Below are 24,866 nucleotides of genomic sequence, written 5' to 3' on the forward strand. Positions count from 1 at the left end.
CCGACACGCAGATGTTGTACATGCAATTAATTTGACTACAGACCAATTGCTTTGTTCATCGCCATGATTGGCTGTAGGATAGCCATTACGATAAACAGCACGATCACGGCCATGCTTGCAATCATGGCGGGTTCGAGCAGTTTTAACGAAACGCTGACCATACTTTCAAATTCCCTGTCCTGGTTGTTGGCAGCACGCTCAAGCATCTGCTCCAATTCACCGGACTTTTCACCACTTGCAATCATATGAAGCATCATGGGCGGAAATAACTTTGTTTGTGCTAGTGCGGCGCGCAGGCTTGCCCCTTCACTGACACGGGTTGCCGCTTCTGTCACGGCCGCTTTTATTTTTTCATTTTCCAGTACCTGACCGGAAATTTTCATTCCTTCCAGCAAAGGAACAGAACTGGAAGACAAAATACTCAAAGTACGGGCAAAGCGCGCGGTATTAATGCCTCGGCTGATTTTACCTATCCCCGGAAGCTGCAACAGCTTCGCATCGTACCAAAAACGGACTTTAGGCCGTTTCAGTGCTTGTTTGATCAAAAAGACACCACCGAATATAACAACCAACGAAATCATCCAGTATGCCTGCACAAAATTACTGGCCGCCATAACCCATTCCGTTGTCCAGGGCAGAACTTGTTTAGATTTCTCGAACGTCTTTAATATTTTAGGCACCACAGTACCGAGCAAAACCGACACAATCGCAATGGCAAAAATCACCAATATGGTCGGATACACCATCGCCTGGGTGATCTGACTGCGCATGTGCTGTCGTTGTTCGGTGTAATCCGCCAGACGATTTAATACTTGATCCAAATGACCCGACTTTTCACCAGCTGCTACCATGGCCCGGTAAAGATTGTCGAACACGTGCGGAAACTCGGACATGCCATCGGCCAGCGTATAGCCTTCCACCACTTTAGAGCGCACCGCCATCAGCATGCGCTTAAGGCGCGGCTTTTCGCATTGCTCTGCAACGGCCATCACCGCTGCCTCTACCGGTAGAGAAGATTGGATCAGGGTCGCAAGCTGACGTGTGATCAGGGCAATATCAGAGACTGAGGGCTTATAACCTCGCGTCAGACTGAAACCACCTGAGCTGGCGGATTTTTCTTTTTCCGCAGCGGGCGAGACTTCCAGCGGCATCATGGCTTTTTCGCGCAGCATCTGGCGAACCTGTTTGGCGGTATCCGCTTCCAGTATGCCTTTTTTCTCTTTTCCCTTGCCGTCTAAAGCACGATACTCAAACGCAGCCATTAGCCTTCCTCACGGGTGACCCGCATCACCTCTTCCAGTGTTGTCAGGCCTTTCAGCACTCGGGCACAACCGTCCTGACGAATACTGGGGCTAAAGGTACGAATGTATTTTTCAACCGACTGCTCACCTTTACCATTGTGGATCAGTTCGCGAATGTGCTCGTCTACAATCAGTAATTCATGAATACCGGTACGACCCTTATAGCCATTGAAGTTACACTCTTCACAACCAACGGCACGATAAATCGTCGTTTGCGAACCTTTTTCAACACCCAGCAACTCGCATTCACGCTCGTCCGCCAGGTGCGCTTCTTTACAATTCGGGCATAAGGTTCGTACCAGTCGCTGTGACAACACACCCAGCAAGGAGGATGACAATAAGAAAGGCTCAACCCCCATGTCTTCCATCCGGGTAATCGCACCGGCAGCCGTATTGGTGTGCAGCGTTGACATCACCAAGTGGCCGGTCAGTGATGCCTGTACACCAATCTGTGCGGTTTCGAGATCCCGGATCTCACCGACCATCACCACATCTGGATCCTGACGCAGGATTGCACGCAGGCCACGGGCGAAGGTCATATCTACTTTCGGGTTAACCTGAGTCTGACCAATGCCCGGAATTTCATATTCAATCGGATCTTCAACCGTCAGTATGTTGCGATCTCTGGAGTTGATCTGCGTCATACCGGCATACAAAGTGGTACTTTTACCAGAACCCGTTGGACCGGTGACCAGAATAATACCGTGAGGTTTGGCAATGATCTCGGCAAACAGCTCGCGGTTGCGCTCGGTCATCCCCAAATCTTCCAGGTTCAGACGCGCGTTGTTCTTATCCAGCAGACGCAGTACTACCCGCTCACCAAAGCTTGATGGCATGGTCGATACCCGCACATCAACGGCGCGACCGGCGATCCGCAAACTGATCCGGCCATCCTGTGGCACCCGCTTTTCTGCGATGTCCAGTTTAGCCATAACCTTGATCCGCGAAACCAGCAGCGACGCCAGTTTACGATTTGGCTTAAGCACTTCTTTTAGCACGCCGTCGACCCGGAACCGGATCACCAGCTCCTGCTCGAAGGTCTCGATGTGAATATCCGAGGCCCCTTCTTTGATTGCTTCACTGAGCATGGCATTGATCAGTTTAATGATCGGCGCATCGTCATCGGCGGCAAGCAAGTCTTCTGTTTGCGGCATTTCTTCAGCCAGCGAGAATAAGTCGACCTCGTTGCCGATGTCTTCCATCATTTGCTGTGTTTCTGAGCTGTCACGCTGATACGAGGCCTCCAGCAGCAACTCAAACTTGTCCTCGTCCAGCTGCTCCAGAGTAAAACCATCCTGAGCAATGCGCCGTACTTCAAGTAAGGCATCTAATGAAGGCTGGCCTTTATAGTAAACTTTCAGCCCGTCCGGCTGCTGACTTAACAACAAGCTCTGACGTCTGGCATAAGCAAAGGGCAGACGCACATGGGGTGCAGGCTCTGCTTCCATTGATTCGTCCAGCGCTAGCGCCGTCTCGTCATGACCGTCAATCAGTTCCTGTATTGCTTCAGTCATCTTTCTTCTCGTTTTGCTCGCTCAGAAACTCTTCATACGTTGGTGGCAACACCATCGCATCATCCCACTGAGGTAGAATTGGTGCATCTTGTAGTGGCATCAGATCAATACCATCTTCACGCTGCTTGAACTGCTCACCACGGATAAACTTATATTTAGCATGGCTCAGCTCATTCATACTACGGCTGTCACGGACAATCGTCGGACGAATAAATACCAGCAGGTTACGCTTACGTTTGGTGGTATTAGTTGACTTAAACAGGTGGCCCAGCACCGGAATATCGCCCAGTAGGGGTACTTTAGAGACACTTTCCTGCACGTCTTCATCGATCAAACCACCCAGGATCACCATCCCGCCATCATCGGCAATAACCGTGGTGTTAATCGCACGCTTGTTCACTGAGATATCGACCGCGGTTGCACCACTGACGCTGGAAACTTCCTGCTCAATGGTCAGCTGTACCGCAGTGCCATCATTAATTTGTGGCGTGACTTTTAATTTCACACCCACTTCCTGACGATCGACCGTCTGGAAAGGATTAGAGTTATTTTCGCTGGCCGTGGAGCCTGTGATGATAGGCACTTCCTGACCCACAATCATGGACGCTTCTTCGTTATCCATGGTGGTGATCGACGGTGTCGCAAGAATGTTTGAATTGGTATCAGTCGAAACAGCCTGAATGATCGCACCCCAGTCGTTTTTCACCACTCCCATCGCCAGGCCATTGATTCCGCCTAGCAAGGAACCCAGAGGTCCTAAATCACCTTCGATGGTTTCTTCGTACTCAGTCCCCTTTCCTGATTCGGTGCCAATTACATTCTTAGTAACCGTTTTATCACGGGCCTGTTCGGCTGCCACAGCCAATGAACCCACAGGTACAGTTGTACCATTGTTAAACTGCAACATGCCGCCTTTTTCGGTGATCCATTGCAAACCAAAGTTGATACCGTCACCTTCTTGTACTTCTACCACAATGGCCTCAACCAGTACCTGAGCACGACGAACATCAAGCTTTTCGATAACACTGGCTAATGAGCGCATGGTATCTGGCTGCGCGGTGATAACCAAAGAGTTCGAATCTTCGTGTGCTTCTATGCTGGTTTCATTCTGACTGCTTCGGGTGCGCGTTTTGCTCCCGCCCTGTGCTTCTTCTTGCAATGTTTTGCTCACACCTTGCAGCACTTTAACTAGCTCTTCCGCTTTCGCGTAATTCAGGTAAAACACCTGAGTATTGCCCTGATTTTCGAGCTCTTCATCTAAACGCTTGATCAATTCAATAGCACGGGTACGCGCTTGCACTTCGCCACTGACCACAACGCTGTTGGTACGATTATCCGAGACAATTTTAGGGATCAAAAACTCAGGGACCTGGTTCTTACCCCCATCTTTATAAATTTTCTCAACCACCTGGACGACATCATCGGCCGTCGCATGTTTTAGGCGCACGATATCGACACGCTGGTCACCCGCCTGGTCCACTGACTGAATAATATTGACCAAACGATTTACCGACGCAGCATGACCCGTCAGCATCATCACGTTGGCTGAGTTGAAGTTCGTTACGTGGCCACCGTCTTTTTGGTCACTGAACTGACGGATCAACGGACCCAGCTCCTGCACGCTGACGTTTTTCACTTCTACAACGCGGGTGATCATCACATCCCCGTTGTTGTCGCTACCGTCTCCGACCAAAGGGACATTGGCTTTTTTACCATCCGAGCTGCGAACAACCTTCAGTACCCCGGTTTCCATTTCAACGACCGCGTAGCCGTAAACTTCAAGGACATTGAGGAAAAACTGATAGTAGAGCGCCTCATCCATTAACTCATAGCTACGAACGTTGATGTTACCGCGCACATTCGGGTCAATGATGATGGTTTTGTTGAGATTTTTACTGATGATATTAATGAACTCGTTAATATCAGTGCCTTTAAAGTTGGCCGCATACTCAACCGCAGAAACAGACAAGGACAATCCAGCCGCAAATAACAGAGCTGCATACTTAGCTAACCCTTTTTTGATTTTTGTGAGGTGTAGCTTTCTACCCATGATTTTTATAACTCCAAAATTATTGTCTTTACAGGCTAAATTGCACATCGACAGTCTGGCCGTCACGTTCAATCGTGATACTGGCGTCAGTGCTATTTCTCAGCTCGTTCATCGCTGACATAGCCTGTTTCATATCCGTGAGTTGGAAGCCATTAATAGCAATGGCGAGATCGTTATTTTTAAGACCCATTTTTTTAAACAGCTCAGGGTCTTTGCCCGGACGCAAGCGATAGCCAACCAGTTGACCATTGCGCCTTTCAGGCGAAATGCGAATGTAATCAAACAGTTTACCCGGCTCAGCAAGCAACTCGTCACGGCGTTGCTTAAGCTCCTCACGGGCCTTATCACTCATTCTGTTTGGCTTAGCGGCGGTGGCACGGCGTGACTGCACCGGTGTAGCAACCTGACGGCTGAACTCTATACCATCCAGCATCAGGGTCTCAAACCGACCACTGACGTCCAGGATCACCCTATCGGGCAAGACCTGAGCCAATTTTGCGCGTGTCCCCTTAATTGCATCCTGAACCAGATAGGTTTCCTGGCGGCCCTGAGATTCGATAATCGCCAGTCCGGCTGCATCATCTTGGCTGACCGCAACAATTCCCGTCAGGCGCACATTTAATTGTGTTTCAGGTGCATCAGAGATAACCGGCTTGGGAGCTTCAACCACAGGCTTTTCATTGGCCTTGCCAAAAACATTATGGCCTAAGATTGAGCGGCTACTGACGGCTGCTGAATTCTGCGCATAAACTTGAGATTGGGTTGGCAAAGGCTGGGTCTGAGGTACTGGCCAAAGCAGCCAAAATAACTTAGCAAAAAGAAATGCGATATACACAACAGCCAAATACACCACCAGGCGGCTAAGCTTCGCATGGGGTAAGTTATGTAATAATTTTTGCAACTGTTGTAGCTGTAATTCCATATGTCATATTCTTATTCTGTTGAGCGCCTCAGTGTACCGCCTCGAATTCGATTCAACAAGCACGCGTATATGAAACTTTAAAGTAAATAGGTACAACTTAGGATACCTAACTGAACACAGTATTAACAGTGTCTGTGGCTGAGATGTAACCACATCAGAGCGTGTTCAGATGCTTTTTTTGCCTCATCAAATGTGTTAAATTTCACCGATTATATTAGCTTTGGGCATTAGTTAACGAATTGTGACAAAAGTCAATCAAGAAAACAACCTAAGCGAAGTGAAAGTACGCCTGGACAAATGGCTCTGGGCGGCACGCTTTTATAAAACCCGTACCATTGCCCGTGAGATGATCCAAGGTGGCAAGGTACACTACAACGGCCAGCGCTGTAAACCCAGCCGAATGGTTGAGGTCGGTGCCACCATTAAACTGGCACAGGGCTTTGATGAAAAGGAAGTCACCGTGCTGCAAATTATGGAAAAGCGTCAAAGTGCCCCCATTGCCCAGACACTCTACGAGGAGTCCGCCGCCAGCCTTGAAAAACGGGCACAAAATGCCATTGCGCGCAAAAACAATAGCTTTTTTGCCCCGCGGCCGGAGCATAAACCAGACAAAAAGCAGCGTCGCGAACTGCTTAAATTGAAATCTAGCTAGGATCTGAATTGATGCAACAAGATTTACTTCACCGATATATTTTCGATCAACTTGATGTACGTGGTGAGCTCGTACAAATTGAACACACTTTTAATGACATTATTAGCGGCCATGACTACCCGAAGGAAGTACAAACTTTATTAGGTGAGTTGCTACTTGCGTCTAGCCTGCTGACTGCCACATTAAAGTTTGAAGGCGACATCACGGTACAATTACAAGGTGATGGGCCGGTTAAATACGCCGCGATCAATGGCGATCATAAGCAGAATATGCGCGGTATTGCCCGCCTACAAGGTGAGATCACAGGCGGCAGTGTTCAGGACCTGATGGGCAAAGGCTACATGGTGATCACCATTACCCCAGATAAAGGTGAGCGCTATCAGGGCGTGGTCCCTTTAAGCGGCGAAACCTTGGCCGCGTGTCTGGAAGACTATTTTGTTCAATCAGAACAGCTGAAGACCCGCTTATGGTTTGCCACCGATGTCAGTGGCGAGCGTGCTAAGGCTGCTGGCCTGTTTTTGCAGGTACTGCCGGTAGACAAAGCCAAATCGGAAGAAGATTTTGCGCATTTAGAAGCACTGAGCAACACCATTAAAGATGAAGAGCTGCTGGAACTTGACGCACAAACAGTCCTGACACGCTTATATCACGAAGATAACCCACAGTTGTTCGAGCCACAGGAAATTAATTTTGTCTGTGGCTGCAGCCGCGATAAAACCATCAGCGCGTTGGTCAATATCGGCCGTGAAGCGCTGCTGGAAGATGTACAGAAGCAGGGTGAGATCAACATCAGCTGTCACTACTGCCTTAAAAATTACCGATTTGAAGAACAGGATATTAAGGCAATTTTTAATTAGCCACGCTGTTTTTAGCAAATTGAACACTAGCCGCCATTTTGGCGGCTTTTTTGTCGCTAAAAATTGATACCGGTGTCATTAAAAGGTCACATTTTATGACACCGGTATCATTGAAATTATTCAGTTTTTTTGACAAATTTATGGCGTTTTACCCGCTTTCAGGGCTCGAATATCTGAATTTCATCTGTTACTATAATTTCAGCTTTTGGTGAAACTTCTCCAGAGCTATCCCGTTCAATTCTCACATTTAGGTATAAACATGACTTCAAGCGCTACTCGTTTTGTCGATTTAACTGCAGCTGAACTTGTCGAACACGCCATCCGCCGTGGTGAAGGGACTTTGGCCGCAAATGGAGCTTTTGTAGCAAAAACTGGCCGCCGCACCGGGCGTTCGCCTAACGACCGTTTTATCGTTAAAGAGCCAAGCACAGAAAACGACATCCAATGGGGTAACGTTAATCGCCCATTCGATGCTGACAAATTCAACGCGCTGTGGGCCCGTGTAGAAGCACACGTGAACAGCAACGACCACTTCGTCTCTCACCTTGAAGTGGGTTCAGATCCTGAGCACTATCTACCCGTTGTTGTAACAACAGAAACAGCCTGGCACCATATTTTTGCCAAGAACATGTTTATCGAGCCTGAAAAATACAATGCAGCTGATTTACCCCAATGGCAGGTAATGAACGTACCTTCTTTCGTTTGCGACCCAGAGCGCGACGGAACAAACAGTGACGGTACAGTCATCATCAACTTTGCAGAACGCAAAGTGCTTATCGCAGGTATGCATTACGCCGGTGAAATGAAAAAGTCTATGTTCTCTGTACAGAACTTCCTGCTACCAGCGAAGGGCGTACTGCCAATGCACTGTAGTGCAAACGTAGGCGAAGCAGGCGACACCACATTATTCTTCGGTTTGTCTGGCACAGGTAAAACAACTTTGTCGGCAGATCCTAAACGCTTCCTGATCGGTGATGACGAGCACGGCTGGGCACCTGGCAGTGTATTCAACATCGAAGGCGGTTGTTACGCAAAATGTATCGACCTGTCACAAAAGAACGAGCCGGTTATCTGGAACGCAATCAAGTTCGGCACCATCCTTGAGAACGTGGTACTGGACGAAACTCGCGTACCTGATTTCAATGACACCAGCCTGACACAAAACACCCGTGCAGCTTACCCGCTTGAGCACGTTGAAAAGCGTAAAGTAGAAAACCGTGCCGGTGAGCCACGTGCAGTAGTCTTCCTGACGTGTGACGTGAGCGGCGTACTACCGCCTGTGTCTATTCTGTCTGAAGAAGCAGCAGCTTATCACTTCCTGAGTGGTTATACGGCTAAAGTAGGCTCAACAGAAATTGGTTCCACGTCAGACATCGAGTCAACTTTCTCGACTTGTTTCGGCGCACCTTTCTTCCCACGTCCGGCAGGCGTTTACGCTGAGCTTCTGATGAAGCGTGTACGTGAGTTCAACTCAAAAGTTTACCTGGTTAACACTGGCTGGACTGGCGGTCCTTACGGCATTGGTAAGCGTTTCGATATCCCGACCACACGTGCTGTGATTGATGCTATCGTTAACGACACACTGGAAGGCGTAGAAACACAACACATTGACGCGCTAAACCTGGACGTACCGGTTGCTGTACCAGGCGTAGACAGCAAACTGCTTAACCCAATCAACACCTGGGAAGACAAAGCAAAATATGCTGAGTATGCGTCTAAGCTGGCTGCAGACTTCGAAGCGAACTTCGCAAAATACGATGTCTCTGAAGCCATCAAATCAGCAGGTCCTCGCGGCTAAGCTGATTTAGAATCAGATTCCTTTATCAAAAGCGCCCCTCGTTGGGCGTTTTTTTGTGCCTGAAGTTTAGTGTTCAACGAAAAACTAGAGTTTATTTTTGAGCTGTTTCCAGGCTGTGGCGAGGAGCTGTCTTAAAGTAACCGGGATCACGGTAAGCAATGCAACCCCGTTATCAAAATTAGGGTTCAGGGCACAATAATGGGCAATTTCGGGTTTGCTGCTGGCCTTAAACTGAGCCACTTCCTCGGCTGAATAACGCGTTTTTCGCCCCACCGTTTTGAGACACAGCAGACCATTTACAGCACACGTTAGTCCGGTGGGATTTAATGTCAGATAAAGCTGTGACTCAGTATCAGAGCCTGATGCTGTTGGGTAAACAGTGGCGATATTCTTCGCCATGGCCCGGAACATCGCGGGACTCAGCATGGTATCGGCATATAACAAAGTACGCCAGGGACGACGCAGATATGCTTTGGTGACCTCAGCAATGGAAAAAGAAAAGGTGTTGTTCTTACCGCGAAACTGCGGCAAAAAACCGGCCGATGCGCCGATCACACAAAATGCCTGATGGCTGTCGTCAAAGGTGAGCAAGCAGTAACCTGCCAGCTCACCTGCCTGCGTATAATACAAGCGCAACCGCCGGACGATGGGTCCGTCTTGCTCAAAGTAGTAAGCAAAATAGGCTTCAGGCTCAATCCCCTCAAAGCACTGCCCGATAATAGACAACAGCTGCGCTCTGGCTGCATTATTGAGACAACCGCTCTGATAAGTTAAGTCGCGTTTATTCACTGGGCTTAGGCTCAGATGAAGGGGTCACGGGAGTGAATTTTTTCGCCACAGGCAGCATCACCTCAGCACTGAGTCCACCCTCGCTGCGATTGCGCAAACGGACTTTGCCACCATGCGTAGAGACAATGCGTTTGATGATCGCAAGGCCCAATCCACTGCCCTCGCTGCCCCGCGCCAGGTCGCCCTGCTTAAAGGGCTCAAACAGCGTCTCCAGTTCCTCTTCAGGGATCCCCGGTCCCCTGTCTTTAACCTTAATAAATACCGCCTTATGGCGAGCACTAAATTCTGTCACCACGTCTATCCGCTCGTCTGAATAACGAATAGCATTCTCTATCATATTGGTTACCACGCGTTTCAGTGCCACATGGTTCATCATCACGGCGGGGACATTGGCGGCTGTCGTCAGTACAATTTCGCGCTGATGCTGCTGCTCTGCATGAACCACTTCCTCGACAACGGCATTCACATCATCCAGCACCATTTCACCACTATTGTGATGCCTGAGGTATTCAATAAACTGATCGATAATGGCATTCATGTCTTCAATATCGTCGATAATGCCCTCTTTGAGATAGGCCTCTTCATCCGACATCATTTCCGTGGCCAGCCGGATCCGGGTAAGCGGCGTCCTTAAATCGTGGGATACGCCCGCCATTAATAAACGTCTGTCATTCTCCAGCTCAGCGATCCCCTTGGACATTTTATTGAACGCCCGGGTCACCTCAATGACTTCGGTAGAGCCATGTTCAACCAGGCGGGTCGAGAAGTCTCCAACTCCCACCCGGCTGGCCGCAATTTGCAATGCCTTAAGTGGCCGGTTCAGGTGTCGGGCAAACAGCCAGCCGCCGAGCACGCTTAAAAAACCGATACTGGAGAGGTAAAACACCAAAAATTCCATTTTGGTTTCTGAAAAGCCAGTGAGTGGCACCCGTACCCAATAACCCGGTGCCTGAGGCGCTTCGACCCAGTACACTACAGGATCGCCCTGACTGATCCGCACCCGAGCTGAACCATTGAGCTGCTCCGACATGCTACGCGACAACAAGGTATACTCTTTCGCATCCCCCAGCCCGTTGCGATAGGCCTCTCGCTGGCTCATCACCTCAATGCCAGTGATCTCAAAAAACTTTTCCGACAGGCCGGAGTCAATCTCCACCCCTTCTTCCCAGTCAATGAAAACCGTCTTAACCTGCTTGGCCAGCATCAGGTTAACCTGTTCAAAAGTCGGCTTGAACACATACAGAGTGACGGTAATGTAGGAGACTATCTGATTGATCAGAAGCAGCGCACCGACAAAAAAGACCGTTTGCCCAAATGCGCTGCGCGGCAGGATACTCATTTATTTTTCGCCATCTGGCACAAACACATAGCCCAGACCCCAAACGGTCTGGATATAACGCGGGTTAGACGCATCTTCTTCTATCATTCTGCGTAACCGCGATACCTGCACATCAATGCTGCGCTCCAGTGCACTGTAGTCTCTGCCACGGGCCAGATTCATTAACTTGTCTCGGCTCAGCGGTTCACGGGGATGACTCACCAATGCCTTCAGTACCGCAAATTCACCACTGGTCAAAGCAATGGTTTCCTCGCCTTTTTGCATTTCCCGGGTTGCCAGATTAAGTTTGAAAGCACCAAACTCGACTTCATTTTCTTCAGCGGCAGGTGCGCCCGGCACCTCTTTGGCGCGGCGACGTAACACCGCCTTGATCCGTGCTAATAATTCGCGCGGGTTAAATGGCTTGGGCAGGTAATCATCCGCCCCCAGCTCCAGTCCGATGATCCGGTCCACTTCATCCCCTTTGGCCGTTAACATCACAATGGGAATTTCATTTTCTTTCTGTCTGAGACGGCGACAAATAGACAAACCATCCTCACCGGGTAACATCAGATCCAATACCATCAGATGAAAATTTTCACGCTCCAGTAATCTGTCCATTTGCTCTGAATTGGCTGCACTGCGAACGATAAACCCCTGCTCGACCAGGTATCGCTCCAGCAGGCTGCGCAAACGCATATCATCGTCAACGACTAACACTTTGGTGGTTTCATTCCCCATGGGCATTCTTCTTATTTTTTCTTTAGTTGACCCTAAATATAATTGAAATTAAAACGCTTAGACACCATAAACAGTGAATAAGATTGTTACCGAACGTTACAAGTGGCGGGCGTGATATGCCATGACCTGAACCGGCGACTCTCAGGCACTGTGAGATTGGTATCGACCGGGATCCGCATTACACTAGACACATGTAGTTGTTCCGAGATAATAAGCAACCAGATGAAAACCAACCTAATTACCCCAGAGGGCTATCGCAAGCTGCAACAGGAGCACGATCACCTGTGGTTTGAAAAGCGCCCGGAAGTGACCAAAATCGTAAACTGGGCGGCAAGTTTGGGCGATCGCTCAGAAAACGCCGACTATACTTTTAACAAGCGCCTGTTACGACAAATAGACCGCCGTGTACGCTACCTACGAAAGCGTCTGCCAGACTTAAAAATTGTTGAGTACTCACCGCAGCAACAAGGCAAGGTGTATTTTGGTGCCTGGGTCGAAATCGAAAATGACGATGGCGAGGTAAAACGTTTTCGTATCGTCGGTCCCGATGAAATCTACGAGCGGAACGATTACATCTCCATCGACTCCCCCATGGCGCGGGCATTACTTGGAAAATCGGTCGATGAAGAATACAGTGTCAAAACCCCGCAAGGTGAGATGCTCTGGTACGTTAATAAGATCGACTACACGGCCTGAACACATCCGTTACAGATATGATATGATGAGCGCATACGCAGGCCCAGAAACTGGCCTAGCCAATTGAACTATATAAGGATTTTGCATGAGCAATATCTCAGCCCGTTTAGCTGCTGAGCTAAACGCATCACAACAGCAAGTGAATGCTGCCACCGCACTACTGGATGAAGGTGCGACCGTTCCGTTTATTGCCCGTTACCGTAAAGAAGTAACCGGTGGCCTGGATGATACTCAGCTGCGATTACTCGAGCAGCGCCTTGGCTACCTACGGGAACTGGAGGAGCGCCGCGCTTTTATCATCAAAACCATTGATGAGCAGGGCAAGCTTACTGAGCAGTTAGCATCAGAGCTAAATCAGGTGCAAAGCAAAACCGAACTGGAAGACCTATACCTGCCCTACAAACCTAAACGCCGCACCAAAGGCCAGATAGCCATAGAGGCTGGGCTTGAGCCACTGGCCGATCTGCTGTTCTCTGATCCGAGTCAGACACCCGAGCTGGCGGCAGAAGCGTTTATCAATGCCGACAAAGGCATTGAAGATTGCAAAGCGGCACTCGATGGCGCCAAGTTTATTCTGATGGAGCGCTTCGCTGAAGACGCAAAACTGCTGAGCAAATTCAGAAACCAGCTGAAACAGCATGGTTATTTACAAAGCCGTGTTGTTCCAGGGCAAGAAGAAGCGGGCAGTAAATATCGCGACTACTTTGAACACGATGAAAAGCTGGCGAGCGTCCCCTCTCACCGTGCTCTGGCCATGCTCAGAGCACGTAACGAGGGGATTTTACAGCTCTCGATTAACCCCGAGCCGCAGGCCGAGGATCCACAGCAATACTGTGCACAGATGATAGCGGATCATTACGGTCTGGACGTGTCGGGTAGCGCGGCAAGCGGCTGGTTAATGACGGTGGTGCAATGGGCCTGGAAAATCAAGCTGGCCACCCACCTTGAAAACGAAATGCTAGGTGCCACGCGTGAGAATGCTGAGCAGGGCGCGATAGATGTCTTTGCCAAAAACCTCAAAGATCTGCTGATGGCAGCCCCGGCAGGTCCGCGCGTAACTATGGGCATTGACCCAGGCCTCAGAACCGGTTGTAAAATCGCAGTTGTCGATAAAACCGGTAAGTTACTGGCGACCAGCACCATTTACCCACATGCGCCACAGAACCACTGGGATAAGTCACTGCGCACGCTGGAACAACAATGTCGTCAGCACAAAGTTGAGCTGATTGCTATCGGTAATGGGACCGCGTCTCGCGAAACCGACAAACTGGCCGCCGAGCTGCTTAAAGCCGCCAGCGAGCTGAAGCTGACGAAAGTGATGGTCAGTGAAGCCGGTGCTTCGGTGTATTCTGCTTCTGAGTTTGCCGCTAATGAGTTCCCTGACCTGGACGTATCACTGCGTGGCGCCGTGTCAATTGCACGTCGACTGCAGGATCCGCTGGCAGAGCTTGTGAAAATTGAGCCCAAATCTATTGGTGTGGGTCAATATCAGCACGATGTATCACAAAGCCAGCTGGGTCAGACGCTGACCACAGTGGTAGAAGACTGTGTAAACTCGGTTGGGGTAGACGTCAATACCGCTTCTGTCCCGCTGCTGACACGCGTATCCGGGCTGAATAAAACTCTGGCGACCAACATTGTTAAATTCCGTGATACCAATGGTTCATTCAGCAACCGTAAACAGCTGAAGCAGGTAGAGCGTCTGGGACCAAAAGCCTTTGAGCAGGCAGCCGGATTCCTGCGTATTGCCAATGGTGAGGATCCATTGGATGCCTCTGCGGTTCACCCGGAAGCCTACCCGGTTGTGAAAAAGATCTGCAGCAGCAAGTCGCTCGATGTCACCGCGTTGATTGGCAACAGCGATGTGCTGAGCAAATTGGATCCCGCCGAGTATGTTGACGATAAGTTTGGGGTACCAACCATCACAGATATCCTGGGCGAGCTGGACAAACCGGGCCGTGACCCGCGCCCTGAATTTAAGACGGCACAATTTAAAGCCGGCGTCGAAACCATTGCTGACCTGAAAGTCGGTATGACCCTGGAAGGCGTGGTGTCGAACGTGGCAAACTTTGGTGCCTTTGTCGATGTTGGTGTGCATCAGGATGGCCTGGTCCATATCTCAGCATTGACCGATAAGTTCATTTCAGATCCACGTGAAGTGGTCAAAGCCGGTGACATAGTGAAAGTCAAAGTCATAGAAGTGGACGTTGCCCGCAAACGGATCAGCTTTACTATGCGCCTGAACGACGAGATCCCGGCAAATACAGGACAAAAGCAAACTAAGCCGACCGCGCAAAAGCCAGGCGGCAAATCTCAGCGACCAGCACAACGCAAAGATAGTCGCCGAGACAATCGACGCGACAATGGCAATGCCGCAATGGGTAATGCTTTTGCCGAAGCTTTTGCTAAACTGAAAAAGTAATTGCTATAGCAACAAAGAAACAGGCCCGCAAATGCGGGCCTGTTTCGTTTAACTGACTGAAGTTACACACTGGAGTTATATCACCACGGATAGCTGAGACGCTTCTTTGGGTTTAGCCACCTCACCATAAAAGCCTTCTATTCTCAGTGCCCGGGATGCAATTTCAGGATCCCGCTCGATGGGTAAGGCCACAGCAAACGGGTCCACATCTTCTTCCAGCCGGGCTGACTCAGGTTGTTGCTCGCTGAGCTCATCTTCACTCAGGCGACGGGTTTGATAGCCGACAACACGGTTGTTTTCTTGTACCTCTTCACCACTGATAGACTGCTTGGCCAGCTCCGCCTGCGCCTCAGCAATCTTAGCGGTTGCATCTGCTGCAATGGCTCTGTCTGCACCTGATGGCTCTGCTGGTGCTAAAGCAGCCGCTCGAACCGTTTGCATCTTATCTATGGTTTCACGCGGATCTCCGGTCGGCGCAACATCAATCATGACTTCGCCGCCGACGGCGTAATTATTGCCGTCCGGCCCACGTTGGTACTCATAGCTTGGTGAACCCGCATACTGACCACCCACTCTGGCATGGGCTTCCTCGTGCAGACGCACTTCCCGGTCGCGGTCTTTTAACTCCTGCAGCTGAGCCTGTTCAGCTTCCTGCTCAGCTTGTTCGCGCTCACTTAATTCCTGCGGATCTTGCTGATCCTTTTGTTCCCCTTGCTCGCCTTGTTCGCCTTCCCGACGCTCCTCAATGGTTTTACCCTCTTTGAGCTGACCTTTGCTGTCATACAGGCCAGAATCATCTGCGGAGTATGACTTTTGCTTTTCGCCATCAGACAGTGGTTTGTTTTCGGTAAACGCAGGGGAGACTGGCGCGGGTTTTGGTATAACCTCACGAAGCTGGTTGTCACGTTGCGCCGTCTCAGTGTAGACGTTCGCCGTGTTTAAGTTCATCGCCGGGGGTGGCGTTACTATGTTCATTACACTTTAATATCAATCAAAGTACCCAATACTTCGTCTGCTGTGCGAATGGTTTGCGCATTCGCTTTTGCGTTAAACTCTGCTACTTTCAGGTCGACCACGGCTTCGTCCAGCCTGGGTGTTTGTCCCACAGGTGCTGTGACGCCTTCATTACTGGACGCGCCCTGAAGCTGACGTTGCTGTGCTACCTGTTGTTCACTTTGCTGGTCCAGCGTTGCCTTATTGATATCGGCTGCGGCTTGCTCGGCACTTTGGCGGGCAAACTCAAAACCCTGAACACCTGTACTAAGGATATCATTGACTGCCATATCTCGCCCTAAAGTTAAAAATTCTCTACCTAATTATTGCTTAATTTATAAACAAAATAAAGTAAGGGCGGCAAAAAATTGCCGCTTTTTCGTTGCGCAAAACTAAAGAATTGATTTTAAATGAGTAACAAACTCATCTTTATGGGAGATAAACGGCGCATGGGACGCTTTGGCAAAGATGAATGCTTTAAATTGAGGATTGAGTACCGCCATTCGCTCTATTACCTCGCTCGGTACCAGCGCATCAAGACGGCCAAATAGACCAAATACAGGCTGGCTGAGCGCGCTAAATTGAGCACGGTAATCACAGCTTTGTAATGCATCCAACCCCAGACTCAGCGCCTTAGGGTGCGCAACTGGTAGCTGACCTAATAGTTTGCGCAGCTGTTTAATATCATCCCGGGCATGTTCACTGCCCATGGCCTGGATCGCAAGAAATCGCTCTATGGTTTTGGCACTGTCATCGGCCAGTGCTTGCTTGAACCCCGCCAGCACTTTTGGCTTGATCCCCGGCCACTCTGGCGACTCAACAAAGCACGGGTTCGATGCCACCAGCACCAGTTTGGCAACTTTATCCGGGTAGCGATGCGCCAGGTTAATCGCCACAAGTCCACCCAAAGACCAGCCAACTAATACAGAGTGCTCACTGAGTTCGCGTGCAATCTCATCCGCAAGATCGTCTAACGTAGAGATGTGCTGCGGGAATGCAGCCCCGCCAAAGCCGGGTAAATTGACTGCACGCACCGCCAAAGGCTGTGCCTGCTGAAGCTGTTCCATGCTCAGCTGCCATACCTGTTTATTCATCCCCCAGCCGTGCAATAGGACTATTTCGCTTTGCATTAATTCACTTCTCCAACCAAACTTGTCGCTATGATAGCGATTCAAGGATGGAAAGCAATGTCATTGTCCCACGTACTCGCACAGGCGCTGTTTCCCCGCTACTGTGCGTGTTGCCAGAGCCCGGTTGCTCATGCTGGCTTATGCACGCCCTGCTTAGAGGCGCTGCCACTGTTTCTCCCTGAGGAGGGAAACCTGTTATTGCGTGCAGATATCCGAGCCCAGTTCAGTTTGCCTGATTGCGACGGGCTGATCGCCTGTGGCTGGTATCATGGGGTACTCAAACGCTGGTTATGTGAGTTAAAGCTGCACCAGCGACGCCATGCCGCCCGTTTACTGCGCCAGGTTATCGCCTATCAGTGGCAACACTATTGCTTCGAGCAAGTGCCACAAGTGGATGCCGCCATCGCCATCCCTTTGCCCAAGCAGCGGTTGATCAATCGAGGCTTTAATCAGGTGATGCAAACCTGGGGCTACGTGCTCAACGGGCAGTTGCCTATCCTGCCGGTTTTGTCGAAACGCATGACGCGTGCACAACAAACCTTAAATCGTCGGGCACGGTTACACAATCAGAGTCAGGCGTTTAGCCTGGCAGGCTCCCTTACAGGCAAGCGTATCCTGTTGGTTGATGACGTGATCACCACAGGCGCGACGATAAATGCCGCAGCCCAGCTCTGTCGACGCGCGGGTGCGACTCAGATCTGGGCCTGTGCAACCTGCCTGACGCCCGCTTAATGAACGGCCTGCGAGAAAAACAGTGCATTATTAAACAAGCGGCTGCTGCCATACCAGAAACCGCGAAACACCGGATTATCCGGCATGGCGATGACCACCCCTTTACCATAGGTATCAGCCATCAGTGCTGAGGATTTCGCTATCTGCGAGACATTTCTTTCATCTGCATACCCCGCCAGCAAAGGCTGCGGCTGATATACCGCCACATCCCGAAAAGGGACCTCGCTCGCCTGCAACACCCAGGCGCTGTTTTTAAATACGGGTAGCATGGCGTTGTCAAAACCAAATGCCAGTGGATGAGAAAGGTCCAGCTGAGTGCCAAAAATGGCACCTGCTATACGCTGCTGGGCGGCCAGCTGCTCCTTGTCTTTGAAACGCAGCCCCTGAGTGTCGAAGGTCGCGCGCAGCTCTTTCGTGCTGATGATCTCAGCCTTGAGCAACTGATGTTCAATCAGCCATTGGGCACCGCGTTTGTGTCCCCAGATCACGCCTCCTTTTTGGACCCAGCTGATAATGGCTGCCTGTGCTTTTTTACTCAGCGCCGAATAGCGTCCATCGGCCAGAATCAGGTGGCTGTAACGGCTCAAGTCAACCCGTTCAAGGCGGTCCAGCTCTATGATGCTGGGCGCAATCCCCACATGCCTGTCGAGGTGATACCAGATCTCGCCGACCTCATACTGACTGGTGCCCAGCCCGCCAACCAGTAACACCTGTGGCTTGTGCAGCGGCATCATCCGGCGTGAGCCCAAATCAATCCCCTCAGGCGTCAGACCAGAGCTAATAGCCTTCAGTTCAATACCCAGTTTCACAGCCTGTTCGGCCAGTACAGTTCGCCAGTTGTCCTGATCTTGTAAACCAGCCGGGATCACCACAGTGCCCGCCTCAAACTGTTGTTCTCCCTGGGTGAGCTTGGCCGTGAACGGCTGCAATGCAACGCGCGCTTCAATGCCGTCTGTCAGCAAGCGGTTGAGTAACTTAGGTGCCAGATAGTGCTGCCAGGAAAAGGCGTAGGCATAGGCCGCATCATCAGGCGTTTGCGCCGCAAGGCTGCGCGCTTGCCAGCCTGACTCGCTCACTTTAAGCCCCCAGCTGCTGGTGACCCGGGCAAAGTCCAGATCGTAGGCATAGGGCAGTGTCCAGCCCGAAACATCGTAAAAGGTATTGTCTTTAAAGTGTGTTTGCTCGCTAAACATGGCTTTGATCAGGCGTACTTGCGGCTGTGCCAGCGGTATGTAAAGGTCGCCCTTTTTAAACTGCTGATCTTTTACTTTCAGCGATTTTTCGAGCTCTTTTACTGTGATCTGATGCTGTCTAAGCAACGCCACAAATTGCTCCAGACGATAGGGGTCCTGGCCTGCCGATACCACATAACCCTGATAGTCCTGCTGCTTGGCTTCCTTTTCAGCACTGAGATAAAAGTGCTGCTGATAGTCAAGCAGTGCCTGACGGTTAGCCGCCGCACCTTGCAAAGTAGATAACGAGGTGATCAACTGGTTCTTAATGGTCTGCGGGAAAGTCAGCAAGCCATTGATGGTTTGCTGCATATGGCCACGACTGCTGGCCTGTTCAAATAGAATACCGACTGAGCCGTTGATGTCCGGATAGGTCGAGCCTTTGCCGTAGTAAAAATCGTCAAAGCTCTCCTTAGTAAAATACAGCTGCCCGGCCTGATCCAACGCATCAGCATGAAACTGGCCAATCGCCGCCGTTAAACTCTGGTTACGCTCTGGTGTCAGCGGATGCGTGCGTGACGGGATCCCCGGCTGGAAGAAGTAACTGGAGTTCGGGCCCATCTCGTGGAAATCGGCCAGTACATTTGGTTTCCAGTCATGGAAAGCGGCGATCCGGGCGCGTGATTCTGGGTGCTGCAACAGCAGCCAGTCGCGGTTTAAATCAAACCAGTAGTGATTTGTTCTGCCAGACGGCCACCTTTCTACGTGCTCTCTGTGCTCTGGATCGCTGGATAACACTGCTCCCCGATGGCTGTTCGCCCAGCTGGCAAAGCGAGCCAATCCGTCTGGATTGAGTGACGGGTCCAGCAGTATTACAGTATCGCGTAACAGGGCGTCAATCTTCTCGCCCTGTGCCGCGGCCAGATAGTATGCCACCAGCATAGCGGTGTTGCTACCCGAAGGTTCATTACCATGCACACTGTAGCCAAGCCAGGTAACCGCCGGGGCATCTTTGCGAGGCAGCGGCTGCTCAAGCGCGGCTAAATGGGCGCTTTTGACAGCCGCAATATTGTTCTGTCGTGCCTGCTCTGTGATCGTCAGTAACACCAAAGGTCGCCGCTCATGGCTATACCCTATTGTTTTTATCGATACTCTGGGACTGGCCTCTGCCAGCACGTTTAAGTATTGCACCAACTGTTCGGGGCGCACATGCCACTCGCCCACGTCATAGCCTATCACCTCATGCGGCTTTGGGATGTTAGGGTCGAACTGGCTGGTGTCATCAAAATAAAAACTCAGGGGCCTGGCGCTGAGCTGCAAACTCAACACACACAGCAATAATAACAGGCGATGCATAAATACTCCGTTTACTCTGGCAATTTTTAACCAGCCAGTACGCTAGCAATCAGATTCCAGTTGCTGCAAATTTTTACGCCCAACACTAGCTACAACAAGATGAGGGGAGTATCATAGGGATTAACCGAGTAATTTAGTCAAGTATAGCGTAGATTATGATCACAATTTCAGAGACAGCTCAGTCACATTTTGCCAAGTTATTGGCCGATCAGGCCGATGGAACTAACATTCGCGTATTCGTCGTCAACCCAGGTACCGCTCAGGCGGAGTGTGGTGTGTCGTATTGCCCAGCCGATGCCGTTGAAGACAGCGATATTCGCCTGCCCTTTAATGGATTTGATGCCGTCGTCGACGCAGAAAGCGCGCCTTTCCTGGAAGAAGCTGAAATTGACTTTGTCACCGATAAAATGGGCAGTCAGCTCACCCTGAAAGCACCGAATGCAAAAGCCAAAAAGCTCAGCAACAATGCCTCTTTGGAAGAGCGCGTTGAACACATGCTGGTTACCGAAGTAAACCCTCAGTTGGCCAACCACGGTGGTCAGGTTAGCCTGGTCGAAATCACGGCTGAAGGTGTTGCGGTATTGCAATTCGGTGGTGGCTGTAACGGCTGCTCAATGATTGATGTCACGCTTAAAGAAGGCATCGAAAAAGAAATGATCGCCAAGTTCGAAGAGATCACAGGGGTACGTGATATCACCGAGCACTCACGAGGCGATCACTCATACTATTAATTGGGTATGCGACGTTTGATTTACCGCTTAGGGGCTCACCCTAAGCGGAGTCTGCGGTTTTTCCTCTGCGGGCTCGCGTTGTTTGCACTCAGCGCGGCGCTGATTGCGCTGGGTTATTTCTATCAAGCCTGGCTCCAGCTGCCCGGCTTAGTCATACTGGCGCTCGCACTGGGTGTGGCCGGCTATGGCTATCTGGGGATCTTCGCCAATCGCTTTTCTCAGGTACTATCGGCACGTGACGCCGCTAAAGCCGAGGCCAAAAAGGCCTTTGATGAATGGAAATAAGCCATCAGCGCCTTTTGGCGCACACCGCTGGTTGATTTAATCCAGTAACTGCTGCCTGGCACTCAGCTGCTGATATTTCACAATCAGTGTCAGCCCTCTTAATCCCATAAAACAACTCATGGCAAACCATAATCCATGATTCCCCCATTGCTGAGCCAGCAAAAACGGCACAAAGAACCCAAGCACAGCAGACAGTAACATACTGTTGCGCATTTCCTTCGCCCGGGTCAGACCGACGAAAACGCCATCAAACAAAAAGCAGCTGGTTGCTATCACAGGCAGCACCACCAGCCAGGGCAAATACACCAGTGCGGTATCAATGACCACCGGAATGTCGGTGAGTAAGCCAATCACCGCAGGACCAAACAAAGCAAACACCAGGGTATATACCAGGGCAAAGCAACCAGCCCAGAAGCAACTCAGCCGCACCCAACGTCTTAACATAGCTAAGTCGCGTGCACCTTTGGCCTGCCCGACTTTGGCTTCCACAGCATACGCGATGCCATCCATCGCAAAGCTCACCAGCATCAGAAAATTCAGCAGCACCGCGTTGGCGGCCAGAATATCCTCGCCCAGCCTTGCACCATAAAAAGTCATAAAGCTAAAACACAGCTGCAGCATGAGAGAACGAATAAAGATATCGCGGTTAAGATGCAACAAACGTTGCATCTCCTCTTTGTGTGGTACTTTCAACTGCCACTGCCAGCCTGCCCGCTCAAGCACCCCACGTAGCAAATAACAAGACAACACCAGCGCGGAATAATCAGCAATCACAGATGCCCAGGCCGCACCTGCAACGGCAAAGTCCAGCACCACCACAAACAGGACATCCAGTACTATATTAACGATGTTAGTAAACAGCACCACATAGAAAGGACCACGTCCGTATTGCATCCCCAGCATAAATCCGAGCATCACCAGATTCAGCATGGCAGCGGGCGCACTGAAGATACGAATGGAAAAGTATATCGCCGCTTGTTCAAAAACTTCTGGCGTGGCCGCGGATAGCGCCGCGATCAGGTCAAGTAACCAGGGCGTACTCGCTATCAACAACAGAGCAAACAACACCGCAAAGCTCATACTGGCCGACAACGACTGAAGCGCCCGTCCAGCGTCTTGCTGGCCATTTGCCTGGGCAATTTCCCCGGTGGTGCTCATGCGCAAAAAACTGGCCAGCCAGAACAGCAAGGCAATGCTGCCGGAACCTAGCGCAATACCGGCAAGGTAATAGGCTTCACTCAGATGACCGATGACCGCCGTATCAACTAATCCTAACAGGGGCACCGAGATATTTGATAAAATCATCGGAGCAGCAATAGCAAGCAACTGAAAATGGTGGGAAGTATGCGCGCGATTAAGTGGTTTCATGTTTTAGTTCTTATACTCGTTTTATTCAATACCCGGGCAGGTCTGGCCGCGGTCATTCTACAGTATCATCATGTCAGTGAAAAACTGCCGGCCGTTACCAGCGTCAGTGAAGCCACTTTTCTTGAGCACCTGACCTTTCTCAAAACAGAGCAGTTTAATGTGATTGCACTGGATACGCTGATCACGCAACTGCAGGCAGGTAACGCACTGCCTGCAAAAACCGTCGCCATTACCTTTGACGATGGTTACCTGAACAACATGGAAGCGGCAGCACCACTGCTTGAGCAATTTGGTTACCCCTATACGATTTTTGTTAACCCTAAACTGATTGATGAGAAAAAAGGCTATGTAATGAGCTGGGAGCAGCTACGCCAGCTGGCAAAACGCGGGGCATTAATTGCCAACCACAGCGCTCAGCACGACTACCTGCATCATAAGCTAGCCGGAGAAAGCCAGGCTCAGTGGCGTAACCGGATCCGTGAGGATCTGCTTTGGTCACAAGCGCGGATCAAAGCTGAGGTGGGCCATGATTTACCGTATATCGCTTATCCCTATGGCGAGTTTAACCGCCCTTTACAGGCGTTAGTCACCGAGCTGAACCTGGTAGGGATTGGCCAACATTCTGGCGCCGTTGGACCAGACTCAGACTTTACCCGTCTGCCACGTTTTCCCGCTTCAGGCATCTATGCCAACCTGAAAACCTTAAATACCAAACTTTATTCACTGCCGTTTTCACTGGCTCAGGCTAAATATCAGGATTCGGTCACGGATAACCGCACCCCCTCGATTACCTTGACCTTTAAAGAGATGGATTTTTACCAGAGTCAGTTCGCCTGCTTTGTATCGGGCGCAGGCAAAGCAGAGCTGACCTGGCAGAATGATAAAACAGTGACGATCACAACACCAAAACCCTTATCGAATGGGCGTTCTCGCTATAACTGTACGGCACCTTCTAAAAAACAAAGTGGACAATTTTACTGGTACTCGCAACCTTGGGTGATCATGGACGCTTCACAGCACTAAGCAGCTCCATTGTTACCTTGGACAGAGGCACCACTTTCTCGGCCGCCTGCATTTCAACGGCGGCCCGGGGCATGCCCCACACCACTGAGGTCGCCTCATCTTGCGCCAGCGTTTTTGCTCCAGCCTCTCTGAGACGCAGCAACGCTGGAGCCCCATCACTGCCCATGCCAGTCAGTAAAGCCGCACTGACCTGCTTTGCCCATGGCAATAGAGAGTCGAACAACACATCCACTGAGGGGCGATGGCGGTTAACTTTCTCACTCTGGCACAGCTGACACAGCAGGCGCCCTCCTTTTTGAACCACTTTAAGGTGCCTGTCTCCTGGGGCAATAAACACCTGCCCGGGCATAAGCACATCCCCATCTTCGGCTTCTTTAACCGATACATCACAAATACGGTCCATACGCTGCGCAAACGACGTGCTAAATACCGGAGGGATATGCTGCGCAATTACCACGGGCGGGCAATGCTGGGGTAACCGGACCAAAACCTCACGTAATGCTTCGGTGCCACCGGTAGAAGCTCCTAACGCCAACACAGCGCTAGTTTTGAACTGGGTATGCTGCGATACAGGTGCCTGTTGCACATCTTTTTCGGTACGAAGGGCATACAGGTTGGCCTGGCGGGCAATACGGATCTTCTGATGTAACGTCTCTGCGTAAGCATGCAGCTGGGCAGCCACGTTTGAGGTTGGCTTGGCGATGAAGTCAATGGCACCCAGTTCCAGCGCCTCGAGCGTTGCAGGCGACCCCTGCTGCGTTAAGGTTGATAGCATGATCACAGGCATCGGGCGCAGGCGCATGAGGTTTTTGAGAAAGCTCAGCCCGTTCATCCTCGGCATTTCAATATCCAGGGTTAACACGTCGGGGTTGAGCTTCTTAATCATCTCACGCGCTTCATAGGGGTCTTCGGCCGCCCCGACCACTTGGATATCCTGGGCAAGCTCCAGAACCTTGGTCAGTATCGCTCTAAGCGAAGGGGAATCATCAACTATCAGTACCTTAATCATGCGATCT

22 protein-coding genes are annotated in these 24,866 nt (G+C 50.7%); 9 read left to right on the plus strand and 13 right to left on the minus strand.

Annotated features, from left to right (window positions below; all coding sequences use genetic code 11):
- Positions 1-35: 35 nt before the first annotated feature.
- The 4 genes from gspF to gspC are packed head-to-tail and all read right to left on the minus strand — an operon-like array spanning position 36 to position 5,787.
- Positions 36-1,262, minus strand: coding sequence for a type II secretion system inner membrane protein GspF (gene gspF / locus C3B51_RS18250; RefSeq protein WP_125721717.1), 1,227 nt, complete (start codon positions 1,260-1,262; stop codon positions 36-38).
- On the minus strand, positions 1,262-2,815 hold the full coding sequence (gene gspE / locus C3B51_RS18255) for a type II secretion system ATPase GspE (protein WP_430929779.1): 1,554 nt from the start codon (positions 2,813-2,815) through the stop codon (positions 1,262-1,264). Before gspE ends, gspF begins: the two co-directional genes overlap by 1 nt.
- Positions 2,808-4,865: a type II secretion system secretin GspD gene (gene gspD, locus C3B51_RS18260; RefSeq protein WP_125721719.1), complete on the minus strand. Its 2,058-nt coding sequence runs from the start codon at positions 4,863-4,865 to the stop codon at positions 2,808-2,810. Before gspD ends, gspE begins: the two co-directional genes overlap by 8 nt.
- Positions 4,866-4,893: 28 nt before the next feature.
- Positions 4,894-5,787, minus strand: a complete 894-nt coding sequence (gene gspC, locus C3B51_RS18265; protein ID WP_130245975.1) for a type II secretion system protein GspC — start codon at positions 5,785-5,787, stop codon at positions 4,894-4,896.
- Positions 5,788-6,028: 241 nt separating this feature from the next.
- Here gspC and hslR point away from each other — a divergent pair, with 241 nt between their 5' ends.
- The 3 genes from hslR (at position 6,029) to C3B51_RS18280 (ending at position 9,094) form a co-directional block, all read left to right on the plus strand.
- Entirely contained in the window at positions 6,029-6,439 is a 411-nt protein-coding gene (gene hslR, locus C3B51_RS18270; RefSeq protein ID WP_046007050.1) for a ribosome-associated heat shock protein Hsp15, read from the plus strand.
- Positions 6,440-6,450: 11 nt separating this feature from the next.
- Positions 6,451-7,296, plus strand: a complete 846-nt coding sequence (gene hslO, locus C3B51_RS18275) for an Hsp33 family molecular chaperone HslO (protein ID WP_130245976.1) — start codon at positions 6,451-6,453, stop codon at positions 7,294-7,296.
- A gap of 259 nt (positions 7,297-7,555) precedes the next feature.
- Complete coding sequence (locus C3B51_RS18280; protein ID WP_130245977.1) at positions 7,556-9,094, plus strand: phosphoenolpyruvate carboxykinase; 1,539 nt, start codon at positions 7,556-7,558, stop codon at positions 9,092-9,094.
- Between the two features lie 84 nt (positions 9,095-9,178).
- Here C3B51_RS18280 and C3B51_RS18285 read toward each other — a convergent pair whose 3' ends face one another.
- From C3B51_RS18285 to ompR, 3 genes are read right to left on the minus strand one after another with little or no spacing between them, the layout of a single operon-like run.
- Positions 9,179-9,883 (minus strand): hypothetical protein, encoded by a 705-nt coding sequence (locus C3B51_RS18285; protein WP_240657473.1) that lies wholly within the window; start codon positions 9,881-9,883, stop codon positions 9,179-9,181.
- Positions 9,876-11,222 carry a two-component system sensor histidine kinase EnvZ gene (envZ, locus tag C3B51_RS18290; protein WP_125721727.1) on the minus strand — a complete coding sequence of 449 codons (1,347 nt, stop codon included), beginning with the start codon at positions 11,220-11,222 and terminating at the stop codon, positions 9,876-9,878. Before envZ ends, C3B51_RS18285 begins: the two co-directional genes overlap by 8 nt.
- Positions 11,223-11,942 (minus strand): osmolarity response regulator transcription factor OmpR, encoded by a 720-nt coding sequence (gene ompR / locus C3B51_RS18295; RefSeq protein WP_125721729.1) that lies wholly within the window; start codon positions 11,940-11,942, stop codon positions 11,223-11,225.
- A 222-nt stretch (positions 11,943-12,164) separates the two neighbouring features.
- On the opposite strand from ompR, the gene greB reads away from it, so the two are divergent.
- Positions 12,165-12,638 carry a transcription elongation factor GreB gene (gene greB, locus C3B51_RS18300; RefSeq protein ID WP_046007056.1) on the plus strand — a complete coding sequence of 158 codons (474 nt, stop codon included), beginning with the start codon at positions 12,165-12,167 and terminating at the stop codon, positions 12,636-12,638.
- 85 nt (positions 12,639-12,723) lie between these two features.
- A complete protein-coding gene (locus tag C3B51_RS18305) occupies positions 12,724-15,060 on the plus strand; it encodes a Tex family protein (RefSeq protein ID WP_130245978.1) in 2,337 nt (778 codons plus the stop codon).
- A 75-nt stretch (positions 15,061-15,135) separates the two neighbouring features.
- Here the strand turns inward: C3B51_RS18305 and C3B51_RS18310 are convergent, their stop codons facing one another.
- From C3B51_RS18310 to bioH, 3 genes are all read right to left on the minus strand, one after another.
- Complete coding sequence (locus C3B51_RS18310) at positions 15,136-16,035, minus strand: putative metalloprotease CJM1_0395 family protein (RefSeq protein ID WP_130245979.1); 900 nt, start codon at positions 16,033-16,035, stop codon at positions 15,136-15,138.
- Positions 16,035-16,343: a hypothetical protein gene (locus C3B51_RS18315; protein ID WP_125721737.1), complete on the minus strand. Its 309-nt coding sequence runs from the start codon at positions 16,341-16,343 to the stop codon at positions 16,035-16,037. Before C3B51_RS18315 ends, C3B51_RS18310 begins: the two co-directional genes overlap by 1 nt.
- 102 nt (positions 16,344-16,445) lie before the next feature.
- Entirely contained in the window at positions 16,446-17,183 is a 738-nt protein-coding gene (gene bioH / locus C3B51_RS18320; protein WP_130245980.1) for a pimeloyl-ACP methyl ester esterase BioH, read from the minus strand.
- A 57-nt stretch (positions 17,184-17,240) separates the two neighbouring features.
- Between bioH and C3B51_RS18325 the strand changes: the two genes are divergently transcribed.
- Positions 17,241-17,915 carry a ComF family protein gene (locus tag C3B51_RS18325; RefSeq protein ID WP_165389193.1) on the plus strand — a complete coding sequence of 225 codons (675 nt, stop codon included), beginning with the start codon at positions 17,241-17,243 and terminating at the stop codon, positions 17,913-17,915.
- Here the strand turns inward: C3B51_RS18325 and C3B51_RS18330 are convergent.
- Positions 17,912-20,443 (minus strand): M14 metallopeptidase family protein, encoded by a 2,532-nt coding sequence (locus tag C3B51_RS18330; RefSeq protein ID WP_130245982.1) that lies wholly within the window; start codon positions 20,441-20,443, stop codon positions 17,912-17,914. The two genes, C3B51_RS18325 and C3B51_RS18330, sit on opposite strands and share 4 nt — an antisense overlap.
- 155 nt (positions 20,444-20,598) lie before the next feature.
- Between C3B51_RS18330 and nfuA the strand changes: the two genes are divergently transcribed.
- Both nfuA and C3B51_RS18340 read left to right on the plus strand, forming a co-directional pair.
- Positions 20,599-21,174: a Fe-S biogenesis protein NfuA gene (gene nfuA, locus C3B51_RS18335; protein ID WP_125721746.1), complete on the plus strand. Its 576-nt coding sequence runs from the start codon at positions 20,599-20,601 to the stop codon at positions 21,172-21,174.
- A gap of 6 nt (positions 21,175-21,180) precedes the next feature.
- Positions 21,181-21,459: a hypothetical protein gene (locus tag C3B51_RS18340; RefSeq protein WP_130245983.1), complete on the plus strand. Its 279-nt coding sequence runs from the start codon at positions 21,181-21,183 to the stop codon at positions 21,457-21,459.
- A gap of 36 nt (positions 21,460-21,495) precedes the next feature.
- Here C3B51_RS18340 and dinF read toward each other — a convergent pair whose 3' ends face one another.
- Positions 21,496-22,827 (minus strand): MATE family efflux transporter DinF, encoded by a 1,332-nt coding sequence (dinF, locus tag C3B51_RS18345; RefSeq protein ID WP_125721750.1) that lies wholly within the window; start codon positions 22,825-22,827, stop codon positions 21,496-21,498.
- Between dinF and C3B51_RS18350 the strand changes: the two genes are divergently transcribed.
- Entirely contained in the window at positions 22,804-23,850 is a 1,047-nt protein-coding gene (locus C3B51_RS18350) for a polysaccharide deacetylase family protein (RefSeq protein WP_130245984.1), read from the plus strand. The genes dinF and C3B51_RS18350 overlap by 24 nt on opposite strands.
- Here the strand turns inward: C3B51_RS18350 and C3B51_RS18355 are convergent.
- Complete coding sequence (locus C3B51_RS18355; protein WP_130245985.1) at positions 23,828-24,859, minus strand: protein-glutamate methylesterase/protein-glutamine glutaminase; 1,032 nt, start codon at positions 24,857-24,859, stop codon at positions 23,828-23,830. The two genes, C3B51_RS18350 and C3B51_RS18355, sit on opposite strands and share 23 nt — an antisense overlap.
- Positions 24,860-24,866: the final 7 nt, after the last annotated feature.

It is taken from the genome of Pseudoalteromonas rubra (genome assembly GCF_004212645.1).
GTDB classification, from domain to species: domain Bacteria; phylum Pseudomonadota; class Gammaproteobacteria; order Enterobacterales; family Alteromonadaceae; genus Pseudoalteromonas; species Pseudoalteromonas rubra_G.

Excerpts from the sequence above, each read along its gene's own strand:
- gspF (WP_125721717.1), bottom strand. The coding sequence starts at position 1,262 with ATGGCTGCGTTTGAGTATCGTGCTTTAGACGGCAAGGGAAAAGAGAAA.
- gspE (WP_430929779.1), bottom strand. The coding sequence starts at position 2,815 with ATGACTGAAGCAATACAGGAACTGATTGACGGTCATGACGAGACGGCG.
- gspD (WP_125721719.1), bottom strand. The coding sequence starts at position 4,865 with ATGGGTAGAAAGCTACACCTCACAAAAATCAAAAAAGGGTTAGCTAAG.
- gspC (WP_130245975.1), bottom strand. The coding sequence starts at position 5,787 with ATGGAATTACAGCTACAACAGTTGCAAAAATTATTACATAACTTACCC.
- hslO (WP_130245976.1), top strand. The coding sequence starts at position 6,451 with ATGCAACAAGATTTACTTCACCGATATATTTTCGATCAACTTGATGTA.
- C3B51_RS18280 (WP_130245977.1), top strand. The coding sequence starts at position 7,556 with ATGACTTCAAGCGCTACTCGTTTTGTCGATTTAACTGCAGCTGAACTT.
- envZ (WP_125721727.1), bottom strand. The coding sequence starts at position 11,222 with ATGAGTATCCTGCCGCGCAGCGCATTTGGGCAAACGGTCTTTTTTGTC.
- ompR (WP_125721729.1), bottom strand. The coding sequence starts at position 11,942 with ATGGGGAATGAAACCACCAAAGTGTTAGTCGTTGACGATGATATGCGT.
- greB (WP_046007056.1), top strand. The coding sequence starts at position 12,165 with ATGAAAACCAACCTAATTACCCCAGAGGGCTATCGCAAGCTGCAACAG.
- C3B51_RS18305 (WP_130245978.1), top strand. The coding sequence starts at position 12,724 with ATGAGCAATATCTCAGCCCGTTTAGCTGCTGAGCTAAACGCATCACAA.
- C3B51_RS18310 (WP_130245979.1), bottom strand. The coding sequence starts at position 16,035 with ATGAACATAGTAACGCCACCCCCGGCGATGAACTTAAACACGGCGAAC.
- C3B51_RS18315 (WP_125721737.1), bottom strand. The coding sequence starts at position 16,343 with ATGGCAGTCAATGATATCCTTAGTACAGGTGTTCAGGGTTTTGAGTTT.
- bioH (WP_130245980.1), bottom strand. The coding sequence starts at position 17,183 with ATGCAAAGCGAAATAGTCCTATTGCACGGCTGGGGGATGAATAAACAG.
- C3B51_RS18325 (WP_165389193.1), top strand. The coding sequence starts at position 17,241 with ATGTCATTGTCCCACGTACTCGCACAGGCGCTGTTTCCCCGCTACTGT.
- C3B51_RS18330 (WP_130245982.1), bottom strand. The coding sequence starts at position 20,443 with ATGCATCGCCTGTTATTATTGCTGTGTGTGTTGAGTTTGCAGCTCAGC.
- nfuA (WP_125721746.1), top strand. The coding sequence starts at position 20,599 with ATGATCACAATTTCAGAGACAGCTCAGTCACATTTTGCCAAGTTATTG.
- C3B51_RS18340 (WP_130245983.1), top strand. The coding sequence starts at position 21,181 with ATGCGACGTTTGATTTACCGCTTAGGGGCTCACCCTAAGCGGAGTCTG.
- C3B51_RS18350 (WP_130245984.1), top strand. The coding sequence starts at position 22,804 with ATGCGCGCGATTAAGTGGTTTCATGTTTTAGTTCTTATACTCGTTTTA.
- dinF (WP_125721750.1), bottom strand. The coding sequence starts at position 22,827 with ATGAAACCACTTAATCGCGCGCATACTTCCCACCATTTTCAGTTGCTT.
- C3B51_RS18355 (WP_130245985.1), bottom strand. The coding sequence starts at position 24,859 with ATGATTAAGGTACTGATAGTTGATGATTCCCCTTCGCTTAGAGCGATA.